This is a genomic window from Streptomyces blastmyceticus (assembly GCF_039521185.1).
GTDB classification, from domain to species: domain Bacteria; phylum Actinomycetota; class Actinomycetes; order Streptomycetales; family Streptomycetaceae; genus Streptomyces; species Streptomyces blastmyceticus.
The window spans coordinates 53,620-79,611 of record NZ_BAAABW010000017.1; the positions used below are offsets into that span (position 1 = coordinate 53,620).

Annotated in this window: 19 protein-coding genes; 6 read left to right on the forward strand and 13 right to left on the reverse strand. The window is 72.0% G+C overall.

The genetic code is table 11. From position 1 onward, the window contains the following. Positions 1-78 precede the first annotated feature (78 nt). Positions 79-7,680, forward strand: coding sequence for an SDR family NAD(P)-dependent oxidoreductase (locus ABD269_RS16315; RefSeq protein WP_344118501.1), 7,602 nt, complete (start codon positions 79-81; stop codon positions 7,678-7,680). Here ABD269_RS16315 and ABD269_RS16320 read toward each other — a convergent pair. Beyond that, the gene (locus ABD269_RS16320; RefSeq protein ID WP_344118502.1) at positions 7,619-9,895 is read right to left on the reverse strand and encodes an MMPL family transporter; all 2,277 of its coding nucleotides are present in this window, start codon (positions 9,893-9,895) and stop codon (positions 7,619-7,621) included. The two genes, ABD269_RS16315 and ABD269_RS16320, sit on opposite strands and share 62 nt — an antisense overlap. A 254-nt stretch (positions 9,896-10,149) precedes the next feature. Between ABD269_RS16320 and ABD269_RS16325 the strand changes: the two genes are divergently transcribed. Continuing rightward, on the forward strand, positions 10,150-10,776 hold the full coding sequence (locus tag ABD269_RS16325; RefSeq protein WP_344118503.1) for a hypothetical protein: 627 nt from the start codon (positions 10,150-10,152) through the stop codon (positions 10,774-10,776). Positions 10,777-10,834: 58 nt separating this feature from the next. Here the strand turns inward: ABD269_RS16325 and ABD269_RS16330 are convergent, their stop codons facing one another. From ABD269_RS16330 to ABD269_RS16380, 11 genes are all read right to left on the reverse strand, one after another. Then, positions 10,835-11,425, reverse strand: coding sequence for a hypothetical protein (locus ABD269_RS16330; protein ID WP_344118504.1), 591 nt, complete (start codon positions 11,423-11,425; stop codon positions 10,835-10,837). A gap of 175 nt (positions 11,426-11,600) precedes the next feature. Beyond that, entirely contained in the window at positions 11,601-11,912 is a 312-nt protein-coding gene (locus ABD269_RS16335; RefSeq protein WP_344118505.1) for an NUDIX hydrolase, read from the reverse strand. A gap of 105 nt (positions 11,913-12,017) precedes the next feature. Continuing rightward, the gene (locus ABD269_RS16340) at positions 12,018-12,167 is read right to left on the reverse strand and encodes a hypothetical protein (protein ID WP_344118506.1); all 150 of its coding nucleotides are present in this window, start codon (positions 12,165-12,167) and stop codon (positions 12,018-12,020) included. 9 nt (positions 12,168-12,176) lie between these two features. Continuing rightward, entirely contained in the window at positions 12,177-12,677 is a 501-nt protein-coding gene (locus tag ABD269_RS16345) for a S26 family signal peptidase (protein WP_344118507.1), read from the reverse strand. Beyond that, on the reverse strand, positions 12,677-14,611 hold the full coding sequence (locus ABD269_RS16350) for an ABC transporter ATP-binding protein (protein ID WP_344118508.1): 1,935 nt from the start codon (positions 14,609-14,611) through the stop codon (positions 12,677-12,679). The genes ABD269_RS16345 and ABD269_RS16350 overlap by 1 nt, the downstream gene beginning before the upstream one ends. Continuing rightward, the gene (locus tag ABD269_RS16355; RefSeq protein ID WP_344118509.1) at positions 14,608-15,165 is read right to left on the reverse strand and encodes a thioredoxin domain-containing protein; all 558 of its coding nucleotides are present in this window, start codon (positions 15,163-15,165) and stop codon (positions 14,608-14,610) included. The genes ABD269_RS16350 and ABD269_RS16355 overlap by 4 nt, the downstream gene beginning before the upstream one ends. After that, positions 15,074-15,790: a MauE/DoxX family redox-associated membrane protein gene (locus ABD269_RS16360; protein WP_344118510.1), complete on the reverse strand. Its 717-nt coding sequence runs from the start codon at positions 15,788-15,790 to the stop codon at positions 15,074-15,076. The genes ABD269_RS16355 and ABD269_RS16360 overlap by 92 nt, the downstream gene beginning before the upstream one ends. Before the next feature lie 154 nt (positions 15,791-15,944). Then, positions 15,945-16,151, reverse strand: coding sequence for a hypothetical protein (locus tag ABD269_RS16365; protein WP_344118511.1), 207 nt, complete (start codon positions 16,149-16,151; stop codon positions 15,945-15,947). A 474-nt stretch (positions 16,152-16,625) separates the two neighbouring features. After that, positions 16,626-18,674, reverse strand: a complete 2,049-nt coding sequence (locus ABD269_RS16370; protein ID WP_344118513.1) for an ABC transporter ATP-binding protein — start codon at positions 18,672-18,674, stop codon at positions 16,626-16,628. Positions 18,675-18,807: 133 nt separating this feature from the next. Beyond that, positions 18,808-19,287: an NUDIX domain-containing protein gene (locus ABD269_RS16375; protein ID WP_344118514.1), complete on the reverse strand. Its 480-nt coding sequence runs from the start codon at positions 19,285-19,287 to the stop codon at positions 18,808-18,810. Further along, positions 19,281-20,153, reverse strand: coding sequence for a phosphotransferase enzyme family protein (locus ABD269_RS16380; RefSeq protein WP_344118515.1), 873 nt, complete (start codon positions 20,151-20,153; stop codon positions 19,281-19,283). The genes ABD269_RS16375 and ABD269_RS16380 overlap by 7 nt, the downstream gene beginning before the upstream one ends. Positions 20,154-20,718: 565 nt before the next feature. Between ABD269_RS16380 and ABD269_RS16385 the strand changes: the two genes are divergently transcribed. Together ABD269_RS16385 and ABD269_RS16390 are read left to right on the forward strand one after the other, a co-directional pair. Beyond that, positions 20,719-21,843 carry a GDSL-type esterase/lipase family protein gene (locus tag ABD269_RS16385; protein ID WP_344118669.1) on the forward strand — a complete coding sequence of 375 codons (1,125 nt, stop codon included), beginning with the start codon at positions 20,719-20,721 and terminating at the stop codon, positions 21,841-21,843. Between the two features lie 99 nt (positions 21,844-21,942). Then, positions 21,943-22,806: an alpha/beta fold hydrolase gene (locus ABD269_RS16390; protein WP_344118516.1), complete on the forward strand. Its 864-nt coding sequence runs from the start codon at positions 21,943-21,945 to the stop codon at positions 22,804-22,806. Between the two features lie 24 nt (positions 22,807-22,830). Here the strand turns inward: ABD269_RS16390 and ABD269_RS16395 are convergent, their stop codons facing one another. Beyond that, on the reverse strand, positions 22,831-24,174 hold the full coding sequence (locus ABD269_RS16395) for a cytochrome P450 (RefSeq protein ID WP_344118517.1): 1,344 nt from the start codon (positions 24,172-24,174) through the stop codon (positions 22,831-22,833). A 253-nt stretch (positions 24,175-24,427) separates the two neighbouring features. On the opposite strand from ABD269_RS16395, the gene ABD269_RS16400 reads away from it, so the two are divergent. Both ABD269_RS16400 and ABD269_RS16405 read left to right on the forward strand, forming a co-directional pair. Then, positions 24,428-24,643, forward strand: coding sequence for a hypothetical protein (locus tag ABD269_RS16400; RefSeq protein WP_344118518.1), 216 nt, complete (start codon positions 24,428-24,430; stop codon positions 24,641-24,643). A gap of 60 nt (positions 24,644-24,703) precedes the next feature. Continuing rightward, complete coding sequence (locus tag ABD269_RS16405; RefSeq protein ID WP_344118519.1) at positions 24,704-25,984, forward strand: aminotransferase class I/II-fold pyridoxal phosphate-dependent enzyme; 1,281 nt, start codon at positions 24,704-24,706, stop codon at positions 25,982-25,984. Positions 25,985-25,992 lie beyond the last annotated feature (8 nt).

Sequence of the window (25,992 nt, forward strand, 5' to 3'; positions counted from 1 at the left end):
TCGTGCCGTGCGGCACGCTCCTGCCCAGCCCGTCGGGCGTTCCCGCCCCTCGGCTCTCAAAAGGAAAGCTGTTCGTACATGCGTGATAAAAGGACCGCGGTTCTGGATCCGGCGATCGCGGTGGTCGGGGTGGCATGCCGCTTTCCGGGAGGCATCAAGGATCTCGACGGGCTCTGGGAGGTGTTGGAGCAGGGCCGCGACGTGATCGGCGAGGTGCCGGCCGACCGCTTCGAGTCGCGCCGGTTCGTGGACACCTCGATGCCGCGCGCCGGGAAGAGCTACACGGCCGCGGGCGGATTCCTGGACGACGTCGCCGGATTCGACGCGGGCTACTTCGGCATCGCGCCGAAGGAAGCGGCCCGGATGGACCCCCAGCACCGGCTGCTGATGGAGCTGGCCGTCGAGGCGCTGGACGACGCCGGTATCGCCCCGGACCGGCTCGCGGGGTCGGACACGGCGGTGTACGTGGGGGTTTCGGACACCTCGTACGGCGGTCTGCAGATGACGGCGCCGGAGTCGGTCAACGCGTACACGATGTCGGGGGCCGCCTCCTCGATCGCCGCGAACCGGCTGTCCCACTTCTTCGACCTGCGCGGTCCGAGCATGGCGGTGGACACCGCCTGCTCCTCGTCCCTGGTGGCGCTGGACCGGGCGTGCCGCACCCTGCGGGACGGCACCAGCCGCTCCGTGCTCTCCGCCGGTGTCAACGTTCTGCTCAGCCCCTACCTCTACGTGGGGTTCTCCCAGGCGGCGATGCTCTCGCCCACCGGCAGGTGCGCGTCCTTCTCGGCCCACGCCGACGGGTTCGTGCGCGCGGAGGGAGGCGGCCTTGTCGTCCTCAAACGGCTCACGGACGCCATGGCCGACGGCGACCGCGTGCACGGGGTGATCCTGGGCAGCGCGTCCAACAGCGACGGCCGGACGATGGGCCTGGCGCTGCCCAACGCGGAGGCGCAGGAGGACCTGCTGCGCGCCGTGTACGCCGAGGCGGGCGTCGGCCCCGACGAGCTGGTCTACCTCGAAGCGCACGGCACCGGCACCCTGGTCGGTGACCCGCTGGAGTGCCGGGCCATCGGACGGGCCATCGGCAGACACCGCACCGGCGGGGTGCTGCCGATCGGATCGGTCAAGACCAACATCGGGCACCTGGAGCCCGCTTCCGGCATGGCGGGCCTCCTCAAGGCCCTGCTGGTACTGCGGCACAAGGTGATCCCGCCCTCCCTGCACGCCTCCCCGCCCAACCCGGACATCGATTTCACGGCGCTCAACCTCGCACCCGTCGACACGGTCCGCCCGCTGAGCGGCGCCGAGCGCCCCGTCGTGGGAGTGAACTCCTTCGGCTTCGGGGGCTCCAACGCCCACGTCGTCGTCACCGCCTCCCCGGCGCTTCCCTCCCCGCCACGGGAGAGCGCCCCTGCCGCAACTCCCGCCGCGCAGGGCGAGACGCTCCCGGTGATCGTCTCCGCGCGTACCGCGCAGGCGCTGGAGGAGGCCGCGACCCGGCTGGCCGACCGGCTGGCGGACGCGACGCCGCAGGAGTTCTACGACATCGCGTACACCACGTGTCTGCGGCGCGGCAAGCACCCGCACCGGGCGGCGGTGCTGGCCACCGCCGGCACCGCCGCCCAGCGGCTGCGCCGGTTCGCCGGTGAGGCCGCACCCGCCGGCGGGGGAGAGGCGGGCGCGGCGGAGCCCCCGGCCATTCCCTCCCCGCGGGACGACGAGGCCGTCGGCACCACCGCACAGGCGGTCGACCACGGACGCGTCGCGTTCGTCTTCTCCGGCAACGGCTCGCAGTGGGCGGGGATGGGAGCCGAACTGCTCGCGAGCAGCGAGGCGTTCAGGGAAGCCGTCGCGGCCGTCGACGCGGCCCTCGCCCCCCACCTGGGCTGGTCGGTCACGGAGGAGCTCACCGTACCCGCCGACCGGGCGCGCCTGGAGCTCACCGAGATCGCCCAGCCGCTGCTGTTCGCCGTGCAGGTCGGCGTGGCGCGGATGCTCCAGGAGCAGGGCGTCGTCCCGCACAACGTGCTGGGCCACAGCGTCGGGGAGGTCGCCGCCGCCCATGTCGCCGGCGCCCTCGACCTGGAGCAGGCCGCGCTGGTCGTCGCCGTGCGCAGCCGGACCCAGGCGGCCACCGCCCACATGGGCCGCATGGCCGCCGTCGGCCTGCCGGTGGCACGCGCGGAGGAACTCCTCGCCGCCCGCCCCGGGTTGGAGGTGGCGGCGGTGAACAGCGCTCGGGACGTGACCGTCGCAGGGCCCGCGGCACAGGTCAGGGACTTCGCCGAGGAAATGTCCCGGCAGGGAGTGATCTGCAAGGAACTCGACCTGGACTACGCCTTCCACAGCGCCGCGATGGATCCGATCCGGGAACCCCTGGCCAAGGAGCTGACCGGACTGCGGCCCGGCCCGGCACACATCGCGATGATCTCCTCCGTCACCGGCGGACCGGTCGACGGCACGAGCCTGGACGCCGACTACTGGTGGCGCAACGTCCGCGAGCCCGTCCGGTTCGCGACGGCCGTCGAGCACGCCCTCGACGACGGCGCGGACGTCCTCGTGGAGATCGGGCCGCACCCCGTGCTCCGCTCCTACCTGCGACGGATCGCCGCCTCCCGGCCCCGTACGCCGATCGCGGTGACGCCCACCCTGCGGCGCGGCATCGACGCACGCGCGGCCATGCGCCAGGCTGTGGCGGCACTCATGGCCCAGGGCGCCCGGTTCGACTGGAGCGTGCACTTCCCCCGGCGGGGCCGGGTGACCGAGCTGCCTGCCTACCCATGGCAGCGGGAGCGCCACTGGAACGGCACCCCGCAGATGTGGCTGCGCACCAGCGGTTCCGGGCTCCTGGAACACCCGCTCCTGGGCGAGCGGCTGCCGTCCCCGCTGCCGACCTGGCAGGGTGCCGTCGAACCGGCCCTGGTGCCCTGGCTGGTCGACCACAAACTCGCCGGCTCGGTCGTCGTCCCGGCCACGGCCTACATCGAAATGGCGCTGTCGGCCGGGCGCCTCACCCTCGGCGCGGCCACGGAAGTGGACTGCCTGGAGATCGCCCGCCCCCTGGTCGTGCCCTGGGCGGACGCCGGCAGCGTACGGGTCCAGTTGGCGATGACCCCGGACGACGGGCTGGTCGAGATCACCAGCACCGACGCGCAGACCCGCCAACCACGCCCCCACGTACGGGCGAGGGTCCGCACCCTCCTCGGCCGGACACCCGCGCCCCTGGACATCCCGGCCGTCCACTCGCGCTGCGCGCGTGTGGTGACCGGCGAGGAGCACTACGAGGCCGTCGGGCGCGCCGGTCTCCAGTACGGCCCCGCCTTCCAGGTGCTGCGCGAACTGCGCGCGGGCGACGGCGAAGTGCTGGCCGCCTACCGGCACGACGCCCCCGCCGAGGAGTACGAAGCCCACCCCGCCCTGCTGGACGGAGCACTCCAGGCAGGTGCGCCGCTGCTCGCCGACGCGGTCGCCGACGGCGAGGTGTACCTGCCCGCCGCCATCGGAGCCGCCCGGGTATGGCGCACTCCGGCCGCCTCCGGATGGATCCATGTGCGGCAGCGGTCGTCCACGGCGAACGAGGCCTGCTGGGACATCGTCGTCACCGACGAGGACGGAACGGTCACCGCCGAACTGCAAGGGTGCCGGCAGCGGCGCCTGGCCGCCGGTCACCGCACACCGCTGACCTCCCACCACACCGTGCTGCGCGCCGCGCCGCACGCCCAGGAGCCGGTGGCCGACAAACCACCCGTCACCCCCTCGGACATCGCGGCAGCCGCGGCCGACCAGGTGGCAGCGCTCCGCGAGGACTGGCACCAGTACCCCTACGAGCGTTTCGTGGCGATGCTCAAGGAAGCGAGCGCCCACCGGCACGCCGCGGCCGTCGCGGCGCTCCTTCCCGACACCTCCGCGCCCTTCGACGTCACCACCCTCCTCGCGGCAGGCATGGACCCGCGACGCACCTCCTACTTCGAAGCGATGATCCCGGAAATGCTCCGCCACGGCCTGCTGGAACGGGAGGCGGCCGACCGGCTGAGACTGACCCGGACGACCTTCGCCGACCAGGAACTGCTGCGCCGGCTGGTACTGGAATTCCCGGGTGGTTCGACGGAGACCCGGCTCGCCGTCCGCGGCCTGCGCGACGTCCTCACCAGCGACGGCACCGACCCCATGGAGCTCCTGCTGTCGGACGGCAGCCTCACGGACGTCGAGCAGCTCTACGACACCGCCGTCATCAGCCGCTTCCACAGCCGTCTCGCGCAGACATTCCTGCGCGAGGCGGTACGGGCCTGGCCCGCCGACCGGCCACTGCGCGTCCTGGAAGTGGGCGCCGGCACCGGTGGCGCGGCGGCCGCCCTCCTCCCACTGCTCCCCGCCGAACGCACCCAGTACGTCTACACCGACATCTCACCGGTGTTCCTGGCCCGTGCCGAACGGCGCTTCGCCGCATACGACTTCGTGACCTACCGCCCCTTCGACCTGGACGCCGACCCCGACGGCCAGGGACTGCCCGAGGCGGGCTTCGACATCGTCATCGCCGCCAACGCCCTGCACACGGCCAAGGACCTCGGCGCGGCACTGCGCCGCGTCGCCACGCTGCTGGCCCCCGGCGGACTGCTCCTGGCCGCCGAGTCCCACGACCCGTACCTTCTCGCGCCGTACTTCGGCACGCTGGACAGCTTCTGGAACCGCACCGACCACGAGGAACGGCCGGATTCGCTGCTGCTGCCCGCCCACCGGTGGCCGGACCTGCTCACACGGTGCGGATTCACCGACATCGTGCAGACCGGCGACGACGCCCCGCCTTGTCGCGACGGCTTCTCCGTCATCCTCGCCGCCGCCCCCGATCGCACCGTCGCCTCCCCGCCCCCGGGTGACACGCCGTCGGCCCGCTGGGTCGTCGCCGCGGAGACCCCCGGCGAAATGGCGCTCGCCGAGGCGGTGGCCGGGCTCCTCCCGCGCGCCGACGGCATGGAATCCCAGGCGCGTCCGGTGGGCGAGGATCCGGCCGACTGGATGCCCGAGCGGTTCGGCGACGGCACGGCCCTCTGCCTCGTCCTGGGTGACACACCTCCGCGCGACCCCGGTGACCTGGTGGCGCTCACCACCCGGCGCGCGGCCCTCCTGCGCACCGTCTCGGCGGCCTGCGAGCGGCTGCCGGAGAACGCGCGAGCGCCGCTGACCGTCGTGACCCGGCCCAGCGGCGCGCTCCCGGCCCCCGAGCGGGCCGCCGCCACCCAGGACGCCGCGGTCTGGGGGATCGCCCGCAGCCTGGCCAACGAGGAGTCCCGGCTGACCGTCCGGGCCGTCTCGCTCGACCGCAGCGGGGAGACGGCCACCGACGCGCACCGGCTGACCCGGGAACTCCTCGCGGACCACACCGAGACCGAAGTCGTGATCACATCGAGCGGCGGCAGGTTCGTACCCCGCGAGATGGCCCTGCCCGTCGACCACCGCATGGTGACGCCCACCGGACCGGACACGTTCGCCCTCGACGTACGCACCCCCGGCCTGTCCTACCGACTGGCCTGGTCCGAACAAGCACCGGTCACAGCGGGACCCGGCCAGGTCGCGATCGCCGTACGGGCTGCCGCCCTGAACTACCGCGACATGATGCAGGCGGTCGGACTCCTGCCGACCGAGGCGATCGAAGGCACCTGCACCGAGAGCGGCCTCGGTCTGGAATGCGCCGGGGTCGTCACCTCCGTCGGCCCCGACGTCACCGGATACCGCCCGGGCGACCGGGTGTTCGCACTGGCACCCGCCTCCCTCGCCTCGCACACCCTCACCGCAGCCCAGGCCGTCGGCCACATCCCCGACGGGATGAGCTTCACCGAAGCCGCGACCCTGCCCGTCGTCTTCTCCACCGTCCACTACAGCCTCGACCACCTCGCCCGGCTCTCGGCGGGCGAGACGGTCCTGGTGCACGGCGGGGCGGGCGGCATCGGGCTCGCGGTCCTCCAGTACGCCCGCCTGCACGGCGCCCGCGTGATCGCCACCGCGGGCACCCCGGCCAAGCGGGAACTGCTCCGCCACCTGGGGGTCGACCACGTCCTCGACTCCCGCAGCCTGGACTTCGCCACCCAGGTCATCGACGTCACCGGCGGAGCCGGCGTGGACGTCGTCGTCAACTCCCTCGCGGGGGAGGCCATCACCCGCAGCCTCGAACTCCTGCGGCCCGGCGGCCGCTTCATCGAACTGGGCAAGCGGGACATCTACGAGAACAAACCACTCCTCCTGCGCCCCTTCCGCAAGAACATCGCCTTCTTCGGCGTCGACCTCACCGCACTGGCCTTCGACCCCCACGCCGGCGCCAAGCTGTTCGCCGACGTCACCGAACACGTACGCAACGGGTCCTACCGCCCGCTTCCCCACCACGTGTACCCCGCCGCCCGGGTGGCCGAGGCGTTCCAGCTCATGCAGCACTCCCGCCACGTCGGCAAGGTCGTCGTCGCCCTCGACCCGCTGGACGAACCGGTGCGGGTCGAGCAGCGCACCCAGGCACCGGACCTCGACCCCGACGGCACCTACCTCGTCACCGGCGGCCTCAGCGGCTTCGGCGCCGCCACGGCCGGCTGGCTCGCCGAGCGAGGCGTACGGCACCTGGCCCTGGTCAGCCGCCGGGGCGAGGAGTCCCCCGAAGCAGCGGACCTGCTGGCGCGGCTCGGCGAGCGTGGCGTGCGGGCCACCGCGTACGCAGCCGATGTCTCCGACCTCTCCGCGATGCGACGCGTCATCGACGAGATCGACGCCGGCGGGCACCCGGTGCGCGGCGTCGTCCACTGTGCGATGCACCTCGAGGACGACCTGCTGACCACGCTCACCGACGAGCGGTTCTCGGCCACCCTGATCCCGAAGATGGCCGGCGCCATGGTGCTGGACCAACTCCTCGGTGGCAGGGAACTGGAGGTGTTCCTGATGTACTCCTCCGGCACGACGCTCCCGGGCAACGTCCGGCAGTCCAACTACGTGGCCGCCAACCTCTGGCTGGAAGCCCTCGTCCGCAGACGCCGCGCCGACGGAGCGGCCGGACAGGCGGTCGCCTGGGGCGCCATCGGGGAGACGGGATATGTCGCACGCAACGAACTCACCAAGCCCCTGACCTCCGCCGGCATCGAACCCCTCGCGCTCCGCGAGGCCTTCGCCGCCGCCGACCGGCTGCTCGGCCGCGACACCGACGTGGCGGGCGTCGGACGCTACAACTGGGCCCGGCTGCGCGCCTTTCTCCCGGCCCTCGAAGCTCCCCGCTTCACCCTGCTGCTCCCCGAGCGGATGGACGACGCGGACCGCACACGGGAGGAGATCCTGCGAGCCCTGGCGGGCATGACCCCCGAGGAGGCGGTACGGGCCGTCGCCGACAATCTGGCACAGCTGCTGGCCGAGGTCCTGCACATGGAGCCCAAGGACCTCGACCACAACCGGCGGCTCGACGAGTACGGACTCGACTCGCTCATGATCGCCGAGACGCTGGTCCTGCTGCGCAGGCGGTTCGACGTCGAGATCCCACCGCTGGAACTCCTGCGCAGCGGCGGCACCATCACCGACGTCTCGCACCTGGTGCTGCTGCGCCTCGGCCTCGCGGGCAACCCCGACAGCACCGGGACGAGCGAAGCGGCTGCTACCGAGGGGGCCGTGGCGGTAGGTGCCCAGGCCGGGGAGCGGACGACGTCACCGGTGTGAGCGAGGTGTCCCGGGGGCCCGGCACGCCCTCGACGCCCCCGTCCCCGGACCGGTGCCACCGGTCCGGGGACAGGCGCCGGTGCAGCGCGGCGAGGGGCCGGGGCGCCCACCAGTTGGCGTGACCGGTCAGCCGCATGAAGGCGGGGACGAGCACACCCCGTACGACGGTGGCGTCGACCAGGACCGCCAACGCCAGCCCGCAGCCGAAGAGTTTGAGCAGGACGATGTCGGAGGCGACCAGGGGGAACAGTGCGGCAGCGAGGATGGCCGCCGCGACCGTGACCGTCCTGCCCGTGCGGGCGATTCCGGCGACCACGGACGCCCGGTGGTCGCCCGAGATCCGGTACTCCTCCTGGATGCGCGAGATGAGGAACAGCTCGTAGTCGACCGACAGCGCGAAGGCGGCACCGAAGATCAGCACCGGCATGGAGGTGTCCAGCTCGCCCGTGACCGTGAAGTTCCCGAACAGGCCCCGGAGATGACCGTCCTGGAAGACATGGACCATGACCCCGAAACTCGCGCTCAGACTCAGGGCCCCCATCAGCACCGCCTTGAACGGGATGAGCACCGAACCCGTGAAGAGGAACAACAGCAGCAGGACGCTGCCGACGACGATCGCCGCCGCCCATGGCAGGGCGTGGAGGATCGCGTTCTCCGTGTCCAGCAGCCGGGCGGGACGTCCGGAGACCAGGTGTGGACCCGGCGCGGGCAGCGCACGCAGCTCCTCCACCAGGCGCTCGTCCCCGGACGGGGAGCCGCTGCTGGTCACGGCCAGCCAGGTCGCGCCGCGGGTGATGTACAGGAGCGAGCCGACTGTGGGACCCGCCGTCAGTCGGCCCCGCGCGTAGACACCGCCCGCGGTGGAGACCTCGCCCACCGAGGGGAGGGCGGAGACCCGGCGCGCGTAGGCGTCCAGCTGCTCCTGCTGGTTCACGGCGTCGACGTCGGTCAGCACCACGGCCAGGGTCCGGTTCCACGGCAGGTCGAATTCGCGCTCGATCCTGGAGGCCGTCGCGTGCGACTCCACCCGAGCCGGCAGGACGCGCTCGTCGGCGACACCGAAGCGGACATGGGCGAAGGGCAGCGCCAGCGTCACCAGGAAGAGGGCCGCCAAGCCGCCCACCGGCACCGGCCGAGCCGTCGCGACCCGGGCCGCGCGGTGCCACAGTGACACATGGCCGTCCCGCCGCGGCCGGCGCAGCGGCGCGAACAGGTCGCCCCGGTCGATACGGGTCCCGATGACGGACAGCAGGGCGGGCAGGACCAGCGCGGTGGTTGCCGCCGCCAGCGCCACCACGCTCATCCCCGCGACGGCCAGGGAGCGCAGGAAACCCAGCGGGAAGAGGAGCAGCGTGCTCAGACAGATGACGACCGTGGCCGCGGAGTACATCACCGTCCGGCCCGCCGTGCGCATCGTGCGGGCGATGGCCTCCGCGGTGCCGATGCCGGTGGTCACCTCCTCCCGGTAGCGCGTGACGACGAACAGGCCGTAGTCGATGGCCAGTCCGAAGCCGAGCGCGGTGGTGATGTTGGATGCGAACGCCGAGACGGGCATGACCGCCGTCAGCAGCCGCAGCACCGCGAACGTGCCCGCCACGGCGAGCCCCCCGACAGCCGCGGGCAGCAGGGCGGCCGTCAGCGAGCCGAACGCGAACAGCAGGACCAGCACGGCCAACGGCGCACCGACCAACTCGGCCTGGAGCAGCTCCCGTCCGCTGACCTCGGTGGCCTGCGCCATCACCCAGGCCGGGCCGGTCGCCGTGACCCGGAGCGGACCGTGCCGGCCCGTCAGTCGCGGGACCAGCGCCGCCGCACGCCGGGCCGCCACGTGCTCACCCCCGGCGAGGTCGACGGTGACGAGGGCGGCGTGCCTGTCCCTGCTCAGCAGCCGGGAGTCGCCGACGGTCCAGTAGGACAGCACCCGGCGCACCCCGGGCTGCTCCGCGGCCTTTCGGGCGAGCTCGCGACCCGCGCGGTCCACGGCGGGATCGGTGACGGGCGCGTCGGCCCGTACGTGCAGGACGAGGTCGGGAATGCCCGCGTCGAACCGGTCTTTGAGGATCTTCTCGGCGTGCGTCGCCTCGGTGCCGTTCGCGATGTAGCCGCCGTTGGACAAGCGGGCGGGGGAGCCGGCCGCGGCGAGGGCCAGCAGCGCGCCGAGCATCAGTGCCGTCGCCAGCACCCACCACGGATGGCGGACGGACCACCGGGCCACCCGGCCCCCTCCCGCGCCATGCCTTCGCGGACGGGCTGTTGGATCGGGCACGGAACGGCGCCATCGCATGTGCGGGTCCTTTCGTCGGCGGGGCGATCATGACGAAAGGTGCTCCACTGGAGCAAATGGCTTGTAGGCCGTGTGGGCTATTAAAGCGGGGCAAATGTGGCAAGTCGTGGATGGTTCGGCTAGCTTGCGTCACCCGCGCTCGACCGAGCGACCGCATGAACCTTCAGTGGCAAGGGAAAAGACACATGCCCGACAGGGCTCACACCATCCACACCGCCGGAGCCGCCCGGGTGCGCCGCGGCATCAAGGCGCTGGCAGTGACCGGAGCGACTCTCGTCCTGCTCGTGACCGGCACCACCACCGCTCGCGCCCAGCCGCGGGTACGGGCTTCCGTGCGGGCAGGTGACACCCTCAAGTGCCACCTGCAGACCGCACCGGGCGGCCGGATCACCTTCTCGCCCGCCGTCTCCAACGTACCCAGGCGCATCTCCGCCCACGGCACCGTCGACCTGGACAACTGCACCTCGCCCAACGGCCGTCAGCCACGGATCAAGTCCGGCCGGCTGGTGCTAGGCGGCAGTGGCCTCGCGACCTGCTCCGGAGCGACCGGCGTGCAGGGCACCGGCACCGTCACCTGGTACTCCGGCCCCAACCGCACGGGCCGCACCCTCGGACGGACCACGCTCCAGCCCGCCTCCCACGGCGGCCAGGGCTACACACCGGTCGACACCTTCCTCAGCGGCACGGCCACCTCCGGCCTCATGTCGGGCCGCCCCTTCTCGGGCACGGCGGTGCCCACCAACGACGTCAGGAGGTGCTTCACGGCAGGCCTGGGCTATATCGAAGGGCGCGGCAGCCTCACGGTCGGCTGAAGGTCTCGGCCGGAGGGCACCGCGTGGTGCGCGGTCCCCTTCGGCGGATCCGACCGGATCAGGCCTTGAGCAGGAGCCAGCCCCCGAGGCCGCCGCACATGCTCGCGTTGAAGGCGCCGGCGCGGTAGCCGGCCGGAATGGGCTGGTAGGGGCACATGTACTCGCCGGCGCGGGCCAGTTGCGTGAACCACGAGCCGATGTTGCCGCAGCCGGCGTTGATGTGGCCGGTGTTCACATAGCCGGGGGTGATCGGCGAGCCCGCACAGGTCCACTGGCCGTCGCGGGCCAGCTGCATGAACCAGGAGTCGATGCCACTGCAGCCGGTGGCATTGTGGAGGGTGAGCACGTAGCCGGGAGGTATCGGCGAGGTGGCGCAGGTCCAGATCCCGTCCCGCACGGGCTGATTGAACCAGGCGCCGGCACCGTTGCACCCGTTCGGATTGCGGAGGGTGACCACGTAACCCGGCGGTATGGGCGTGCCGGGGCAGGCCCACCCGGGGGACGCCTGGGCGGCGGCACTGGCCGTGCCGGCAGCCGTGCCGGTGAGGGCGGCCACCAGCAGCGCGACCACCCCCACCGCCGCGGCGAGCCGGCTCCGGACCACCGCCACCGATGAACGACCGAGCACATGGCGATACTTGATGTTCACTTCACACCGGTCCAATCGACGGATCCACGAGGCGCCGCACGATGACCGTGCGGCGCCGGGCTGCAGAGCTGAAGTGACCCTAGTGGGAACCGATGCGGTTGATCATCACGGAAGGGACACATCATCAACCTGACCGGAAACCGATATGAGGAACCGTCAGCTGTCCCCCTTCCCGCTAAGGATCCGAGCGGGGCGGCTGGGCGACGGGATGGCGGTGGACGGGAGGCAGCCCTGGCAGGAGCCCGGGCCAGACCGACTCCAGGACGTGCGCACTGGGGGTGAACAACGCCGCGCCGAGACAAGGCAGGTCGGCGGGGTCGTGCCATTCCCAGCGCCGGATGAGGTGCGGTTCCCGCACGACCGGGTCGCCGGAGAAGGCGGCGACGCGGACCGCATCCAGCAGGTTCCGCTCGGCCCTGGACAGGGTGCGGAAGGACTTCCCTTGTCGATAGTGCTCGTCCCATTCGGTGGGGCGGGTGTGTCCCATCGTGGTTCTCCTCCCTCGCGAAGTCGTCGGCCGTCTCACCCGTCCTCACCCGTTCCGGGCGGCATCGCCGCTTGGTACGCGGCCGCCTGCAGGGTGAACATCCGCTCATGCAGCGCAGCTGCGAGCCGTGGCCAGGTTCTCGAACTCCTCCTGCCGCAGCCATACTTCGCGCTGCCAGGCGGGAGTCGCGAGGGCGAGGACGGCTGGCACCACGTGCAGCCGGAAAGCGGGGAACTCAATGCCGTGATCAGTCACCTCGCGAGCCTAATGGCCCCGCCGGGTGCGCAGCACCGTGCCCAGGACCCGGGCAGTGGGGAAGAATCCGGCCTGCCTGGAGTCGTAACTGTTGTGCGCGTTGTCGCCGATCAGCACGAGCGCCCCGGGCGGTACACGTCCGCCGTCCGAGGCGGACGACGCCGGGACCCCGGGCGGGAGCGGGTCACCCGCGACCGCCGCCACGCGCTTGATGATCCACTCCCGTCCGGCGGGTACGGCGGCCTCCACGGTGGGTGGCGCCGGTCGCCGCCGTATGTCCCTCTCCCCGCCTTGTTCCACCACTCGTTCCACCACGATCACCCGTCCCACCGCGTATCGTCCCCCGCGCCGGACGAGTACCCGCTCCCCGTCGTGGAACGCCGGCTCCATGCTGGCGCCCCGTACGGTCACCACGACCAGCGTGCGCCTCAGCACCACGATGGTGAGCACGCCCATGCCCAGGCCCCAGCGCAGCGCCGCCGTTCGGCGCCCGGAGGACCGTACCGCCATCAGGCCACCTCCTCCGCGGTCGTCCGGGACGCGTCGGCGCCCAGCTGGTAGCCGGAGGCCTGGAGCGTGAAGAGCCGTGCGTATGCGCCGCCCGCCGCCATCAGCGAGTGGTGGTCCCCGCGTTCGGCGATCTGCCCGTCCTTGAGCACGACGATGAGGTCCGCCTCCCGGACCGCGCTGAGCCGGTGTGAGATCAGCAGGGTGGTGCGCCCGCCGCGGTGGGCCCGCAGCGAGGCGTGGATCTCGTGCTCCGCTTCCGCGTCCAGTCCGGCCGACGGTTCGTCGAGGATCATCAGTTCGCGCCGCTCCCGGGCGTCGCGCAGGAAGGCTCTCGCCAGTGCCAGCCGCTGCCACTGCCCACCCGAGAGGACCACACCCGTCTCCGGGTCGTTCTTGTCCGCTTCCATGAAGAACATGCGGGTGAGGAGGGTGTCGTAGCCTCGGGGGAGCGCCATCAGCTCCTGGTCGATCCGGGCTTGTCCGGCGGCCTCGCGCAGCAGCTCCCGTGACCGGTCGTCCGGTTCGCTCAGCGTGCTCGGTTCGCCGAGCGCGATGTTCTCCGCCGCGGTCATGTCGTACTGCATGAAGTCCTGGAAGACGGCGCCCACGCGTCGCCGCAGCTCCGCCGGGTCCACCTCGCGGATGTCCACTCCGTCCCACAGGATCGCGCCCCGCGTCGGGTCGTAGAACCGGCACACCAGCTTCACCAGCGTGGACTTGCCCGCACCGTTCAGCCCGACGAGCGCGAGTGCCCGGCCGTGCGGGATGTGCAGGTTGACGCCGCGCAGCACCCATGGATGGTCGGCCGAGTAGCGGAACCACACGTCGCGGAACTCGATTCCGCGGCGCAGTCGCGGCAGGTCGACCGGCGGCTCCGGTGCGGCGAGGTCCGGCCCGGCCGTCGTCACCGCCGTGAAGTGGTCGAACATCAGCAACGTGTGCTGTCCCTGCGCGGCGTCCCCCGCGAGTGAGACGAGGGCTCCCTGTACTCCGGCGACGGCGGCCACGAACATCGTCACGTCGCCCACCGACAGCGCCCCGTCGCGCGCGGCGAGCACCGCCCACAGCAGCCCGCCACCGGAGACGAGCGCGGCCAGCAGCCCCAGCCCCGTCTGCACGGCGGTCTCGCGCAGGTTCATGACGCGCTTCGCCGTGTTGGCCGCGCGCCGCTGCGCGAGCATCCTGTCGCGCAGCAGCGAGCCGATGCCGAAGAGCCGGATCTCCTTGGCGGCCTCCACGCTGGAGAGGAGGTCGGTGTAGAAGAACTCGCGCCGCTCGACGGGGCCGATCTCCCACAGCATCCGCGCCCGCCGCCGCGCGAGCGCGACCTCGGACCACAGCACGGGAATCCCCGCGGCCAGGACCACCCCGGTCATGACCGGGGTGAGCAGGAGGAGCGAGCCGAGGAAACCGGCGACAGTGATCCCGGTGCGGACGGTGCCCAGGAGGCTGTCGAGGGTCCGGGTGGCGGCCTCGTGACCGGCCTGCTGGGCCAGCCGCAGCCGGTCCAGGAAGTGCGGGTTCTCGAACCGCCCCAGCCCGGTGAACCCGTCGACCGCGACGAACAGCCGGTCCTTCATCACCAGCCCCACCCGGCGGTCGAGTTCCGCCTGCGCGAACCGCAGGCCCTGGCCCGCCACCACCGCCAGGAGCCCCAGCCCGGCCAGCCCGGCGCCCAGCCCCACCAGCCTCCCGGTCATCCCGCGCATCACGTCGTCGAGGACGAACTTCGTCAGCCACGCCGTGGCCACGGGCACCGCGCCCACGGCCACCGTCAGCGTCGCGTAGAGAGCCACCGTCCCGGGAGCGGCGCGGGCCGTGACCGCGAGGACGGCGGCGATCCGCCGCAGCGCGGCCCCGGCCCGCGCCGGACGGCCGGGGGGAGCGCAAGAGGGGTCGGCCGTCTCCCGGGAGGTCTCCTGCGAGTCACTCACGGCACCCGTACCGGCACCTCGGGCAGGGACAGGTGCGCCGAGTCGGAGGTGACGACGACCCTGCCGTCGGTGTCCGGCATGACTTTGAGGACGGTGGGGAACGCCATGATCTCGAATGCCAGACCCACGGCCTCCTCGTTGCGCGCCTGAGTCACCACCTGTGCCACCGCGCGCAGTTCATCGATCATCGGCCTGATCTGTTCGGCCTCGCCGACCACCGTGGCGAGCACCCGGGCCCGGCCGCCGGGCATCGTCCGCGCGTGTTCCACGAACCTCGGCAGCAACTCCTTGCACGGCCCGCAGTTCGGTGTGAAGAAGCCCACCAGCGTCTCGCCGGTCATCATGTCGCGGCTGACCGGTTCGCCGTCCACGGTGTGTGCCGTGAACTCGCCCACCTGTTCGCCGAGTTGGATGGACGATCGCGGGCCGTTGGTCGCTTGTGATCTCAGCAGTTCACCGTGTTCACGCAGGCGTTTGACCACGCCCACGGTGAGGATCAGATCCAGCGTGCACAGTGCTCCCACGAGGACCAGGACGCTGATCAGAACCGGCATGGACACCCCTTGTCAGTTGCGTATGTGCCTGCGGTCGTGCGTGTTTGCGTGGTCGTGCATGTGCCTGCGGCCGCCTCGGCGCGCTGTCCGCGTGCGGTCCGGTCGGCGCGAAGAGCGCGGCCAGGTCGTCGAGCAGGGTCACCAGAGCGCCCAGGATCAGCCCGGCCACCGCTGCCACCGCACCGCCCGCCGCCGTGGCCTTCGCCGTCCCCCCGAGCGCCGCGAGGGCGCCGCCCACGCAGACGGCGATCAGGAATACGTTGCGTACGACGTGCCGGGGGCCGAGCGGAACCGTCGTCGCGCCGAAGCAGCGGCAGGACGTCCGCGCGCCCCGATGGACCGAACGGGCGATGACGACGGCAAACGCGCTCAACAGAACGGCTGCCAGGGACAGTCCCGCGGCCGTCGCCTCATCCGACGGCGTCACGAGCAGCACCCAGATCGCGCCCTCCGCTGCCACCACCGCTCCTGCCACCGGGGCGGTCGGCCCCGACGGTGCCACGCCGAGGGCGGCGACCGAATCCACGAAGGCGGCGAACGCGGCCCGCCCACGCGCCTTGCTCCAGAAGGAAACCAGGAAAACCACGCCGATCAGAGCGCGGCTCGCGATCACGAAATACTGCACGGCGCTCCTCCGCGTCGGTGGCGCCGCGCGCGGGGCGCGGCGCCGGGAGCGGCCCCCGTGTTGTCCGGAGGGGACCGCCCGTCGGCTGCCGTCGGCGACGACGTACCCGTACGAGGGAGCCGTCACCGAACGGTCAGCGTGGACACGAATCGATTCAGCAGCCGCGGCAGCCGGAGCAGTCGAAGCCACCGGCGCTGTTCTTGCAGCAGTAGGCGTTGCAGTCACACTGCCCGCCGTACGCCTTGTTGCACTGCCAGCACTGCGGCCAGCACTGCTTGATCTGCAACGCCGAGGCGTCCACCTCGGGGACGAACAGGCCGAGCAGCTTGCTCCCCATGGATTCGAGTTTGTTTCTGAGCACGTCGACTCCTCTCAAGCCGGACCCGCGCCGTCGGCTGACGGGCGTGGGCTGACTGACTGATCCGTCTTGTGTGCGCAGATGAAGGTGGCAGTCGAGGAGAGTCGTCCACAAGTGGCCCACGAAGCACTGTGGTTCCTTCTCGGACACCTGCCGCAGCTGTGTACGTGCGTCACTGGGCTACCGGAGTGCGTACGGCACGGGTGCCGTACGCCGGACGCGGGGTGACACCGCCCGGGGGCCGGGAAGCCGAAGGAGCGCTGGTGAGCGGAACCGGGGCCACCGCGCGTGCCTCCGTCCCGGCACCCGGGCCGGAGGGCGGAAAGCCATGGCCCGGGTGCCGAGTACGGTTACTGTGCGCAGTCCCCGCATGTCGGTTCCCTGATCGCGAATGACCAGAAGATGATGGGCAGTTCAACTTCCTGCCCTTGGGCGCGCACTCATCTTGGGCAAGGGCGATCAGGGCGGAGCGTGGTGTCAGGAGTCCGCCGGGCGGGTATGGGGCTGACGATCACGCGCCGCCTGACCCGCCCCGGGCGGCATCGCCGCTTGGTACGCGGCCGCCTGCAGGGTGAACATCTGGGCGTACTCGCCCGGTTCACCCGTGGGGGAGCGCCGGGCCATGAGCGTGTGATGGTCGCCGGACTCGATGACGCGGCCGTCGCGGAAGACGTAAATGCGGTCGCAGTCCGTCACGCTGCTCAGGCGGTGGGAGATCAGGACGGTGATGCGGTCCGGGCGGCGCGGGCCGTGGAGGACGGCGTTGTAGACGGCGTGTTCCGCGCGGGCGTCCATGCTGGCCGTCGGCTCGTCCAGTACGAGTACGCAGCCGTCCTGGTACAGGCCCCTCGCGACGGCCACCTTCGACCAGTTGCCCCCGGAGAGCTCCTGCCCGCCCTTGAAGCGCTTGGACAAGGGGGTGGCCCACTGCTGCGGCAGGGCCGCGATGACGCGGTCCGCCCCCGACTCGACCACCGCCTGCCGGGCCCGCGCCGGGTCGGCCTCGGTGATCGTGCCCGCGCCGATCGTGACGTTGGCCAGCGCCGTGAGGGGCCATTCGACCGGGTCCTGGAGCACCATGGCGACCTGGGTCTGGATGCTCTCGGCGTCCACCTCCCGGACCTCGACCTCGTCCCAGTGGATCGTCCCGCCGGTCGGCGCGTACAGCCCGGCCAGCAGCTTGGCCATCGTGGACTTGCCCGAGCCGTTGGCCCCGACGAAGGCCACGGTCGAGCCCGCCGTCAGTGTCATCGACACCCCGCACAGCGCGGGCCGGGCCGCCTCGGGGTAGGTGTACCGGACGTCCGCCACGGTGATGGTCTTCACGTGGTCGGGCAGCTGACGGCCGGTCCGGTGCGGCTGGAGGCCGCGGCACCGCTCCAGGTGCGCTTCGAGATCGTCGATCCACAAGGCGTGCTCGTAGGCCATGTGCATGGCGGTCACGACGCTGACGAGCGTGCCGCGGCTGGAGCGGATCGCCAGGAACGCGCCGCCGCCCGCCGCCAGCGGCAGCCACCCGGTGGCCGTCATCCACCCCAGCGCGGCATAGGTCGCACCGACCGCCAGGCCGCCCACCGTCCTGCCGGCCAGCGAGACGTTGGCCTCCTCCCGCCCGAGGCGGGTGTCCTCCGCCTCGATCCTGCGGGCGAAGCGCTCGTGTTCCTCCAGCAGCGCCCGCTGCGCGGTGGAGGAGCGCACCTCCGGCGCGGAGTCACGGTCGAGCAGCAGCCAGGTGAAGAGCCTGATGCGGCGCTGGAGAGTGCTGTAGCGGCTGTGGGAGAGGAACTTCTGGCGTGCCGAGCGGATCGCCGCGTACCCCTGCGGAATGACGGAGACCACCAGCAGCGGGAGCAGCGCGGGGTGCAGGACGGTCAGGACACCGGCGGAGCCGATCAGGGCCAGCACGGCGTGCGCGAGCTGGATCAGCTGGGGGACGGCCTCGCGCATGTAGTACAGGCCGCGGTCGTTGGCCTTGTGGGCCTCGTCGGACCAGTTGGCGTCGTCGACCGCTTCGAGACGCACGTGGGCGTTCAGCCGCAGGAACTCCTGCTCCACCGCTCGCCGGACCTTCGGGGTCAGCGCGGCCTGGCCGCGCGCGACCCCGTAGTCGAGGACCCCCTGGGCCGCCATCAGCCCCGCGACCAGTGCGAGTGAGGGCAGGGCGTTGTGGATGCGGTCGGAGGTCGCGCCCTGGGTGAAGAGCGCCGACAGGACCCGTACGGAGGCCAGCAGCCCGAACGCGCTCATCAGCGCCGACCCCAGCTGAAGCACCACCACCATGACGGTGGCCCGCGGGTCGGCCCGGTACGCCATGCCCAGCACGCGGCGGCTGATCGAGGGCAGCCGGCGGAGGATCCGCCACACGCTGGTGCGTGCGGCCTCACCGTCCCACTGCGCCCAGTACGCGCCGGCCAGCTCGTCGCCGACCTCTTCGCCCTCGGGGGCCGCCGAGGCCGAGGCCGGGGGCAAGGACAGCGGCTTGCGGCGAGGACCGGGAACCGTCCCGCCCGCGGTCGTCCCGCTCACGCGTGCCTCCCCGCTCGTCGGAGCGGCAACAGCGCCGCATCGGATAAGGCGGCGCGGGCGGGAGCCGGTCGTGGCGGGGCGGATTCGTACGGGTCGCGCATGGTGGCCTCCAGGAGTGTGATCGGGTGGAACGTCAGGCCGGGTCGGTGGCCATGGCGGGGCGGGTGGGCGCGGTGATGTTCGCGTAGAGGGATCCGGCGACGAAGTGCGTCAGCACGGTCCGGGTGTAGGAGTGGCAGTCGGGCGGCGGGTTGCCGGGGTCCACCCAGAACAGGCCCGTGTGGGTGGGCTCGCGGTTGTACGGCTCGCCCTCCCAGCGCCGCGCGGTGAACGCCATGCCGATCCGCCGCCGTCCGCACGGGGCCAGGTAGTGCACGAGCTGGCAGAACTCCAGATCCGCCGGGGCGACCCGGACCCCCACCTCCTCGTACGCCTTGCGCAGCGTCGCCTGGTCGGCGAATTCACCGTCGCCCAAGTGCCCGCCCACGGCCGTGAGCAGGCCGGGCGCGTGTGCGCAGGACGCGTCGCGGCGTACGGCCAGGACGCGGCCGTCGTTCCACCGCTGGAGCAGCACGATCACATTCACCGCGCCCGGGCCGCGGCCGGTCAGCACGTGAAGTCTCCGCTCGCCAGCCGTTCGAGGGTGCGGCGGCCGTGTGTGGCGTCGGGTGCTCCCCACGCCAGGCGGCTCGCGGCGTCGAGGGCGGCCAGGCACCGCAGCACGCGCCGTTCCTCGGCGGTGAGCCGGCGCCCGTAGCCGGTGAAGAAGGCCGCCCGCCGGTCGGGGTGATCGGCCCAGGTGCCGCACGCCATGGCGGTGAAGTCCTGCACCGCGGCCGCGAATCGCGAGCGTCCGAAATCGATCAGCGCCGTGTGCCGGCCGGACCACAGGAGGTTGTGGGGCCGAACGTCTCCGTGAAGGAACGCGAACGGCACGGGATCGGCCAGCCGCAGCTCCTCCGCACTGTCACGGACGAGCTTCTCCTCCCGCGCGGACAGCAGGCCGCCGCCTCGCCCGAGGTATCGCTCGGCACCGTCCGCGGCCGCTCCGAGCGAGGCCCTGGCCTCGGCGTACGTCTCGCCGGTCCACCGGTCCACCTCGTGGAGGCGGGCCAGGAGGGCACCGGCCTGCCGGTGCGCCGTGCGGTGCTCGGCCGACGTCGGCCGCAGGCGCGAGACGGGGATGCCCGGCAGCGCCGTCAGCAGCAGGGCGAGAAGTCCGGCGTCGCTCTCCACCAACCGCGGCGCGTGCCCGCCTCCGAGCGCCGGTACGGCGTGCCGGTAGGCGAAGGTCTCCCGGGTGAAAGACACCGCGCTGGGCGAGAGCTTGAGGAAGAACCGGGCGCCGTCGGACCGGGTGAGCTGCCAGATCCGGGAGCCCGGCCGGGCGCGAGAGGCATCGCGTACGGAGTCGAGCGGGCCGAGGAGCCGCTCGGCCCATGCGCGTGGCGCGGCAGGGATGTCGTGCCGACCGGTCATGCCCCCCACCTCGGCGCCGGACTGGACGGGTCGAATGCGCGGACGAAGAAACCGTCAACCACAGCATCGCCGCCCTCCGGCCGGTCGGCAGGGAGGTTTTCGAACGCGAACCGAGGGGTGGCGGGGATGGGGACGGGATTCATGATTCCTCCGACGGGTCGTGGTCGCGCGTGGATGTCTGGAGGAACGGTGCTGATCAGCGACCCGTCACGGTGATGGATGGGCGAACTGGCACATGAAGGTTCGATTTTCGGCGCTGGTCCAAGGCGCGCTTGGGGAGCGGCGCGGCCGTGTCCCGTTCGATCACTCCTGAGGGGGTGGCTCACTCGTAAGGGGTATTGCTTGCTCGGGTGTCACTCGCGCATCCGCTCGCATCACCGGAGCCGGCAGGTGCGGCTTCCCCTGGTCCGGCCGTGGGACGTGCCGGGCCGTCGATAGGGTGGCATGGCCCCGTCGACATGGCCGGGTGGCCGGTGGCGAGTGCCTCCCGGCCGCGGGTCTCCCGCACTGCCACCCCGTAAGGACCGACGTGACCGACTGGATCACCACGCCCATCGAACCGCGCATGCTGCGCGGCGCCCTCGACGTGGAGCGCACCGCGCGCGGCGTGCTGCCGCACCGGCTGCCCGCCCGGGCCCGCAAGCAGTTCCCCGACGGGAACCTGGCCATGGTCGAGGCCCAACCCTCCGGCGTACGGCTGGCCTTCCGCACCCGGGCCACCGCCGTCGAGCTGGACGTGCTGCCCACGAAGACGGTCTACCAGGGCGCCCCGACCCCTCCCGACGGCGTCTACGACCTGCTCGTCGACGGCCGTCTCACCGGCCAATGCAGCGTGGCGGGCGGCAACGTCAACGTCGTCGACATGGTCACCCAGTCCATGGTCACCCGTCCCGGCCCGGCTGGCACCGCCCGGTTCACCGGGCTGTCGGCGGACGAGAAGGACGTGGAGATCTGGCTGCCGCACAGGGAGGTCGTCGAACTGATCGCCCTGCGCACCGACGCCCCGGTCGAGGCCGCGCCGGACCACGGCCGCAGGGCGTGGCTGCACCACGGCAGTTCGATCAGCCACGGCTCCAACGCCGACAGCCCGACCTCGACCTGGCCGGCGCTGGCCGCCGCCCGAGGCGGCGTGGAGCTGATCAACCTGGGGCTGGGCGGCAACGCCCTGCTCGACCCGTTCGTCGCGCGCGCCATGCGGGACACCCCCGCGGACCTGATCAGCCTCAAGATCGGCATCAACCTGGTCAACATGGACCTGATGCGCGTACGCGGCTTCGCCCCGGCAGTCCACGGCTTCCTCGACACCATCCGCGAGGGGCACCCCACCACGCCGCTGTTGGTCGTGTCCCCCATCCTCTGCCCCATCCAGGAGGACACCCCGGGCCCCCTCGCCCCGGACTTCAGCGCCTCGAACCTGAGCTTCCGGGCCGTCGGCGACCCCTCGGACCGCTCGCGGCTGACGCTCACCATCATCCGGAACGAGCTCGCCCGCATCACCGCCCAGCGGGCCGCCGACGACCCGAACCTGCACTACCTCGACGGCCGCTCGCTCTACGGCGAACAGGACTTCGCCGAGCTGCCCTTGCCCGACCGGCTCCACCCGGACTCCGCCGGGCACCGCCGCATAGGCGAGCACTTCGCCGAGCAAGTCTTCGGCGAAAGCGGACCGTTCGCCGTCAAGGGCGACTGAGCGACCGCCTCGGCACCTCCGGCCTCTTCTGTCTCACTTTCCGGGTGCCGAGGCGAGTTGTAGGTTGGCCTTCGCGATCGATTCAAGTCGGAGGCAGCTGTGCCCGTCAGCACACCGGTGGATGGTTTTCGGATCGGCTATGACCGCTCGGGTTCCGGCGACGCGGTCGTCCTGCTGCACGGCTGGCCGGGCGACCGTACGGACTACCGCGACGTCGTGCCGCTGCTGGGCGGGAACTGCGATGTCGTCGTTCCGGACCTCCGGGGATTCGGCGAATCGGACAAGCACGCCGCCGACCCCTCGCAGCAGTACGGCGCCGCCGCCCAGGCCCGCAGCGTGGCCGGGCTCATCCGGGAGCTGGGCCTGGCCCGGCCCGTGATCGCGGGCTACGACATCGGCAGCCGCATCGCGCAGGCCGTGGCACGGGATCACCCGGAGCTGGTGCGTGCGCTGGTCGTCACGCCGCCGCTCCCCGGGATCGGCGGGCGGATCCTCGATCCGCAGGCGCAGCGGGAGTTCTGGTACCAGTCGTTCCACCAGCTGGCGCTGGCCGAGGACCTGCTCGACGGCCGCCCCGAGGCGCTGCGCGACTATCTGCGGCATTTCTGGTCCCACTGGTCGGGTCCGTCGTTCACTCCCGACGCCGGCGCCCTCGACCACCTCGTCTCCGTCTACGGCCCTCCGGGCGCGTTCACGGCCTCCATCGGGTGGTACCGGGCGGGTGCCGGCGCTGTTGCGAGCGCGCTGGGCGAGACGCCGCCCGCCCGTGAGGAGCGGATCACCGTCCCGACGACCGTGCTGTGGCCCGAGCACGACCCGCTCTTCCCCAGGAGCTGGTCGGACCGGCTGGACGACTTCTTCCACGATGTCACCCTCGACTTCGTGGACGGGGCCGGGCACTTCGCGCCGCTGGAGTACCCGGACCGCTTCGCAGCGGCCATCAGCGTCGCCATCGCGGGGTGAACGGCCACTTTTGCCGAAGTGGCTTCAGGACGTGAAGGTCACGACCGTCCCCTCCGAGGGGACGACCATGTCACCGAGGAGCCGGCCGGGGCTGACCACCGGATTGACCAGGCGCAGCCCATCCTCGAGCAGGAGGCTCGCCGCCATGGCCTGGAGCTCGTTCAGAGCGAAGTAGGCGGCAATGCACTTGCGTGCGCCGCCGCCGAAAGGGACCCAGGTGTACGGGGCCGGCCTTGTGTCCAGCCACCGTTCGGGACGGAAGCGGCAGGGGTCGGGATACGCCACTGCCCGGCGGTGGGCACCGCAGCTGTTGACAGCGACGTGCACACCGGCGGGCAAGGGAACGCCTGCGACGGCGAATCCGGGCCCGAGCACGCGACGGGGCACGATCGGGTTGATCGGGTAGAGGCGCAGCGCTTCGGTGACGGCCGCCGTGAGGTAGGGGAGCCGCGGCAGATGGTCCACGGTGAGAGGTGAGCCTCCGGTCACCTCGCGCAGCTCGGCCCGGGCGCGATCCGCTGTCTCCTGGTGCGCCAGGATGGCTTCCATGACCCACGCCAGGCTGTAGGTCACGGTCTCCGCACCGCTGCCGAGCACGACCACGAAGAGGTCGCGAAGTGTGTCGTCGTCCAGTGGTGGTACGCCGCCGGGCCTGTCCGCCCGGAGCAGCGCGGTCACGAGGTCGTCGTCCGCCGTGCCAGGGGATGTACGGCGTGTGGCGCAGAGCTCCCGCAGGCATGTGTCCAGCCGGTCGCGGGCGCGGTTGTACCGTTGCCAGGGCCCGGCGGACAGCCTGGCCGGGAACCGTGGCAGGTGGAACACCAGCGGCTGGTGGGCGGATTCGATGAACGCGTGCAGGAGTTCCTTGACGTGCAGTGATTCGTCCCGGTCGGCCTTGAGGAACTTCCGCATGAGGACGTCGGTGGTGATCGACATCAGGCGGGGCACGAGAGGAAAGGGCCGGTCGGCCGGCCAGGTCGCCACGGCCTCGCGCGTCGCCTCCAGCGCCAGCTGTTGCCCGCGAGTGACATGGGAACGGTGGAACAGCGGCATGAGGAAGCGGCGTTGCCATGCCTGTTCGCCGTCGTCCCGGGTCAGCAGCGAGCGGGTCCCGTAGATCACGTCGAGTATTCCCCGGGCCCGGCCCGCGGCCAGCATGTCCGGGGGAGCGGCGACGATGTTCCGGATCCCCTCGGGGTCGCTCACCATGACGAGGGCGCCCATGCCGGCGAGCCGCAGGGTGAAGGCGTCGCCGAAGCGGGTGTGCTGTGCGGCCAGCATCGCGTAGGGGTCGCGCAGGAAGCGCACCGACTGGACGAGGGTCGGTGCCGAGGGGCCCGGAGGCAGGCGACAGCGCGTGTTCTTCATGGCCCTGTCCTCCTGAACGCCCTTGGGAGCGTGCCCATATGGCCGTATGTCCCTGGCTTTCGTGCCGGAAACCGCAGGGTGGAGGCGCCGGTGCATCGCCCGTGCCCGCAGGGGGCGTCCGTTCCCCGGACACCGCTCCCGCCGTCCGCCCCCGAGCGCCCTGGTGCGGGCCCGGTCCCGGATGGGACCGTGAAGGACGTGCCGGAGCAGCGCCCTCCGTGCGCGGATCCAGGCCCGGAAGCGAGGACACACGTTGGCAGCGCCCCTCCGTGAATCCTCCGCCGACCGGCTGGCCTCCGTCGTCGCCTTCGCCGTCAACCCCAACAAGTGGATCCATTGGCTGAACCCGTACATCTGGTATCTGGCCCTCCGGGGCGGGCCCGTTCCCAAGGGGCCTTTGGGCAAGGGCATGCACGCCGCCCAGGTCCGGGCCTGGCAGGCCGAGCGCTGTTCCCGCAGGCCCCGCTGAGCCCGCTCCGCACCAGTCGAAGACCGTCGAGGACCGTTGAGAAGGCTGGAGAGGCGAGTCATGGACATCGTCGGCAGGTGTGCGTCGTTCACCCGCTCCCGCCAGGCCAGGAGCCTCGGCCTGTACCCGTTCTACTCCGCGTTCTCCGGCCGGGGTCCGGGCGCCGCCCGCACGGTGGGCGGCCGGGACGTCATCGTCTGCGGGTCCGGCGACTACCTCGGGCTCGCCGCCGACCCGCGTGTCACCGAGGCCGCCGCCGAGGCGGTCCGCCGCTACGGTACGGGTTCCTCGGGCTCTCGGCTGCTCAACGGCAACCTCGATCTGCACGAGCAACTGGAGGACGAACTCGCGCAGTTCTTCGGCAAGCCCGCCGCCCTGGTCTTCGCCACCGGCTACCAGGCGGGCCTCGGTGCCGTCGCCGGACTGTGCCGGACCGGCGACCACGTGCTCGTCGACCAGGAGGCCCATGCCTCGCTCGTCGACGCCGCACGCCTCAGCCGCGCCAGGGTCCACTGGTTCCCCCACAACGACACGGACCGGCTCGCCGCCGGGCTGAAGGCCCTGCCGGGCAACGGCGGCCGCATGGTCGTCGTCGACGGCGTCTACAGCATGCGCGGCGACCTGTGCCCCCTGCCCGACCTGGTCCGTGTCTGCCACGAACACCGCGCCACCCTGGTCGTCGACGACGCCCATGGTGCCGGAGTGCTCGCCGAAGGGCACGGCACCTGCGCGCAGTACGGCCTCACCGACGACGTACCGGTCATCTCCCTGACCTTCTCCAAGGCGTTCGCCTCCATCGGCGGTGCCGTCCTCGGCGACAAGGCCGTCATCGAATACCTGCGCCACTACGCCCGTCCCCTGGTCTTCTCGGCCGGGGCCAGCCCGGCCAACACCGCCGCCGCTCTGGAGGCCCTGCGCATCGTGCGCGACGAACCCTGGCGCGGCCGGGCCGCCCTCGACAACGCCCATCGCATGCGGCACGCACTCTCCGCACTCGGATACCGGGTGCCGCCCGGCGAGACCCCTCTCGTACCCGTCGACATCGGTGACGAACTGCGCACGGCCGTCGCCTGGAAGCTCCTGCTGGACCGCGGTGTGCACGTCAACGCGGTCATGCCTCCGGCCGCGCCCGCCTGTCTGCGCGCGAGCTTCTGCGCCTCGCACACCCGGGAACAACTCGACGCGGTCACCGCGGCGTTCGCGGACATCCGCGAGCCGCTGGCCGCCCTCGCTCTACCGGAAAACGGTCTCACCGCCTCGCACACCAGCCACCTCCGGCTCCCCGGCACCGAGGACTCCGCCGAGACCTGGGCCGCAGGGATCCGTCACCTGCTGCCCTGAGCCGCCCG

Coding starts and splice junctions, on each gene's coding strand:
- ABD269_RS16315 (WP_344118501.1), top strand. CDS start 79: ATGCGTGATAAAAGGACCGCGGTTCTGGATCCGGCGATCGCGGTGGTC.
- ABD269_RS16325 (WP_344118503.1), top strand. CDS start 10,150: ATGCCCGACAGGGCTCACACCATCCACACCGCCGGAGCCGCCCGGGTG.
- ABD269_RS16335 (WP_344118505.1), bottom strand. CDS start 11,912: ATGGGACACACCCGCCCCACCGAATGGGACGAGCACTATCGACAAGGG.
- ABD269_RS16345 (WP_344118507.1), bottom strand. CDS start 12,677: ATGGCGGTACGGTCCTCCGGGCGCCGAACGGCGGCGCTGCGCTGGGGC.
- ABD269_RS16355 (WP_344118509.1), bottom strand. CDS start 15,165: ATGCCGGTTCTGATCAGCGTCCTGGTCCTCGTGGGAGCACTGTGCACG.
- ABD269_RS16380 (WP_344118515.1), bottom strand. CDS start 20,153: ATGACCGGTCGGCACGACATCCCTGCCGCGCCACGCGCATGGGCCGAG.
- ABD269_RS16385 (WP_344118669.1), top strand. CDS start 20,719: ATGCTGCGCGGCGCCCTCGACGTGGAGCGCACCGCGCGCGGCGTGCTG.
- ABD269_RS16395 (WP_344118517.1), bottom strand. CDS start 24,174: ATGAAGAACACGCGCTGTCGCCTGCCTCCGGGCCCCTCGGCACCGACC.
- ABD269_RS16405 (WP_344118519.1), top strand. CDS start 24,704: ATGGACATCGTCGGCAGGTGTGCGTCGTTCACCCGCTCCCGCCAGGCC.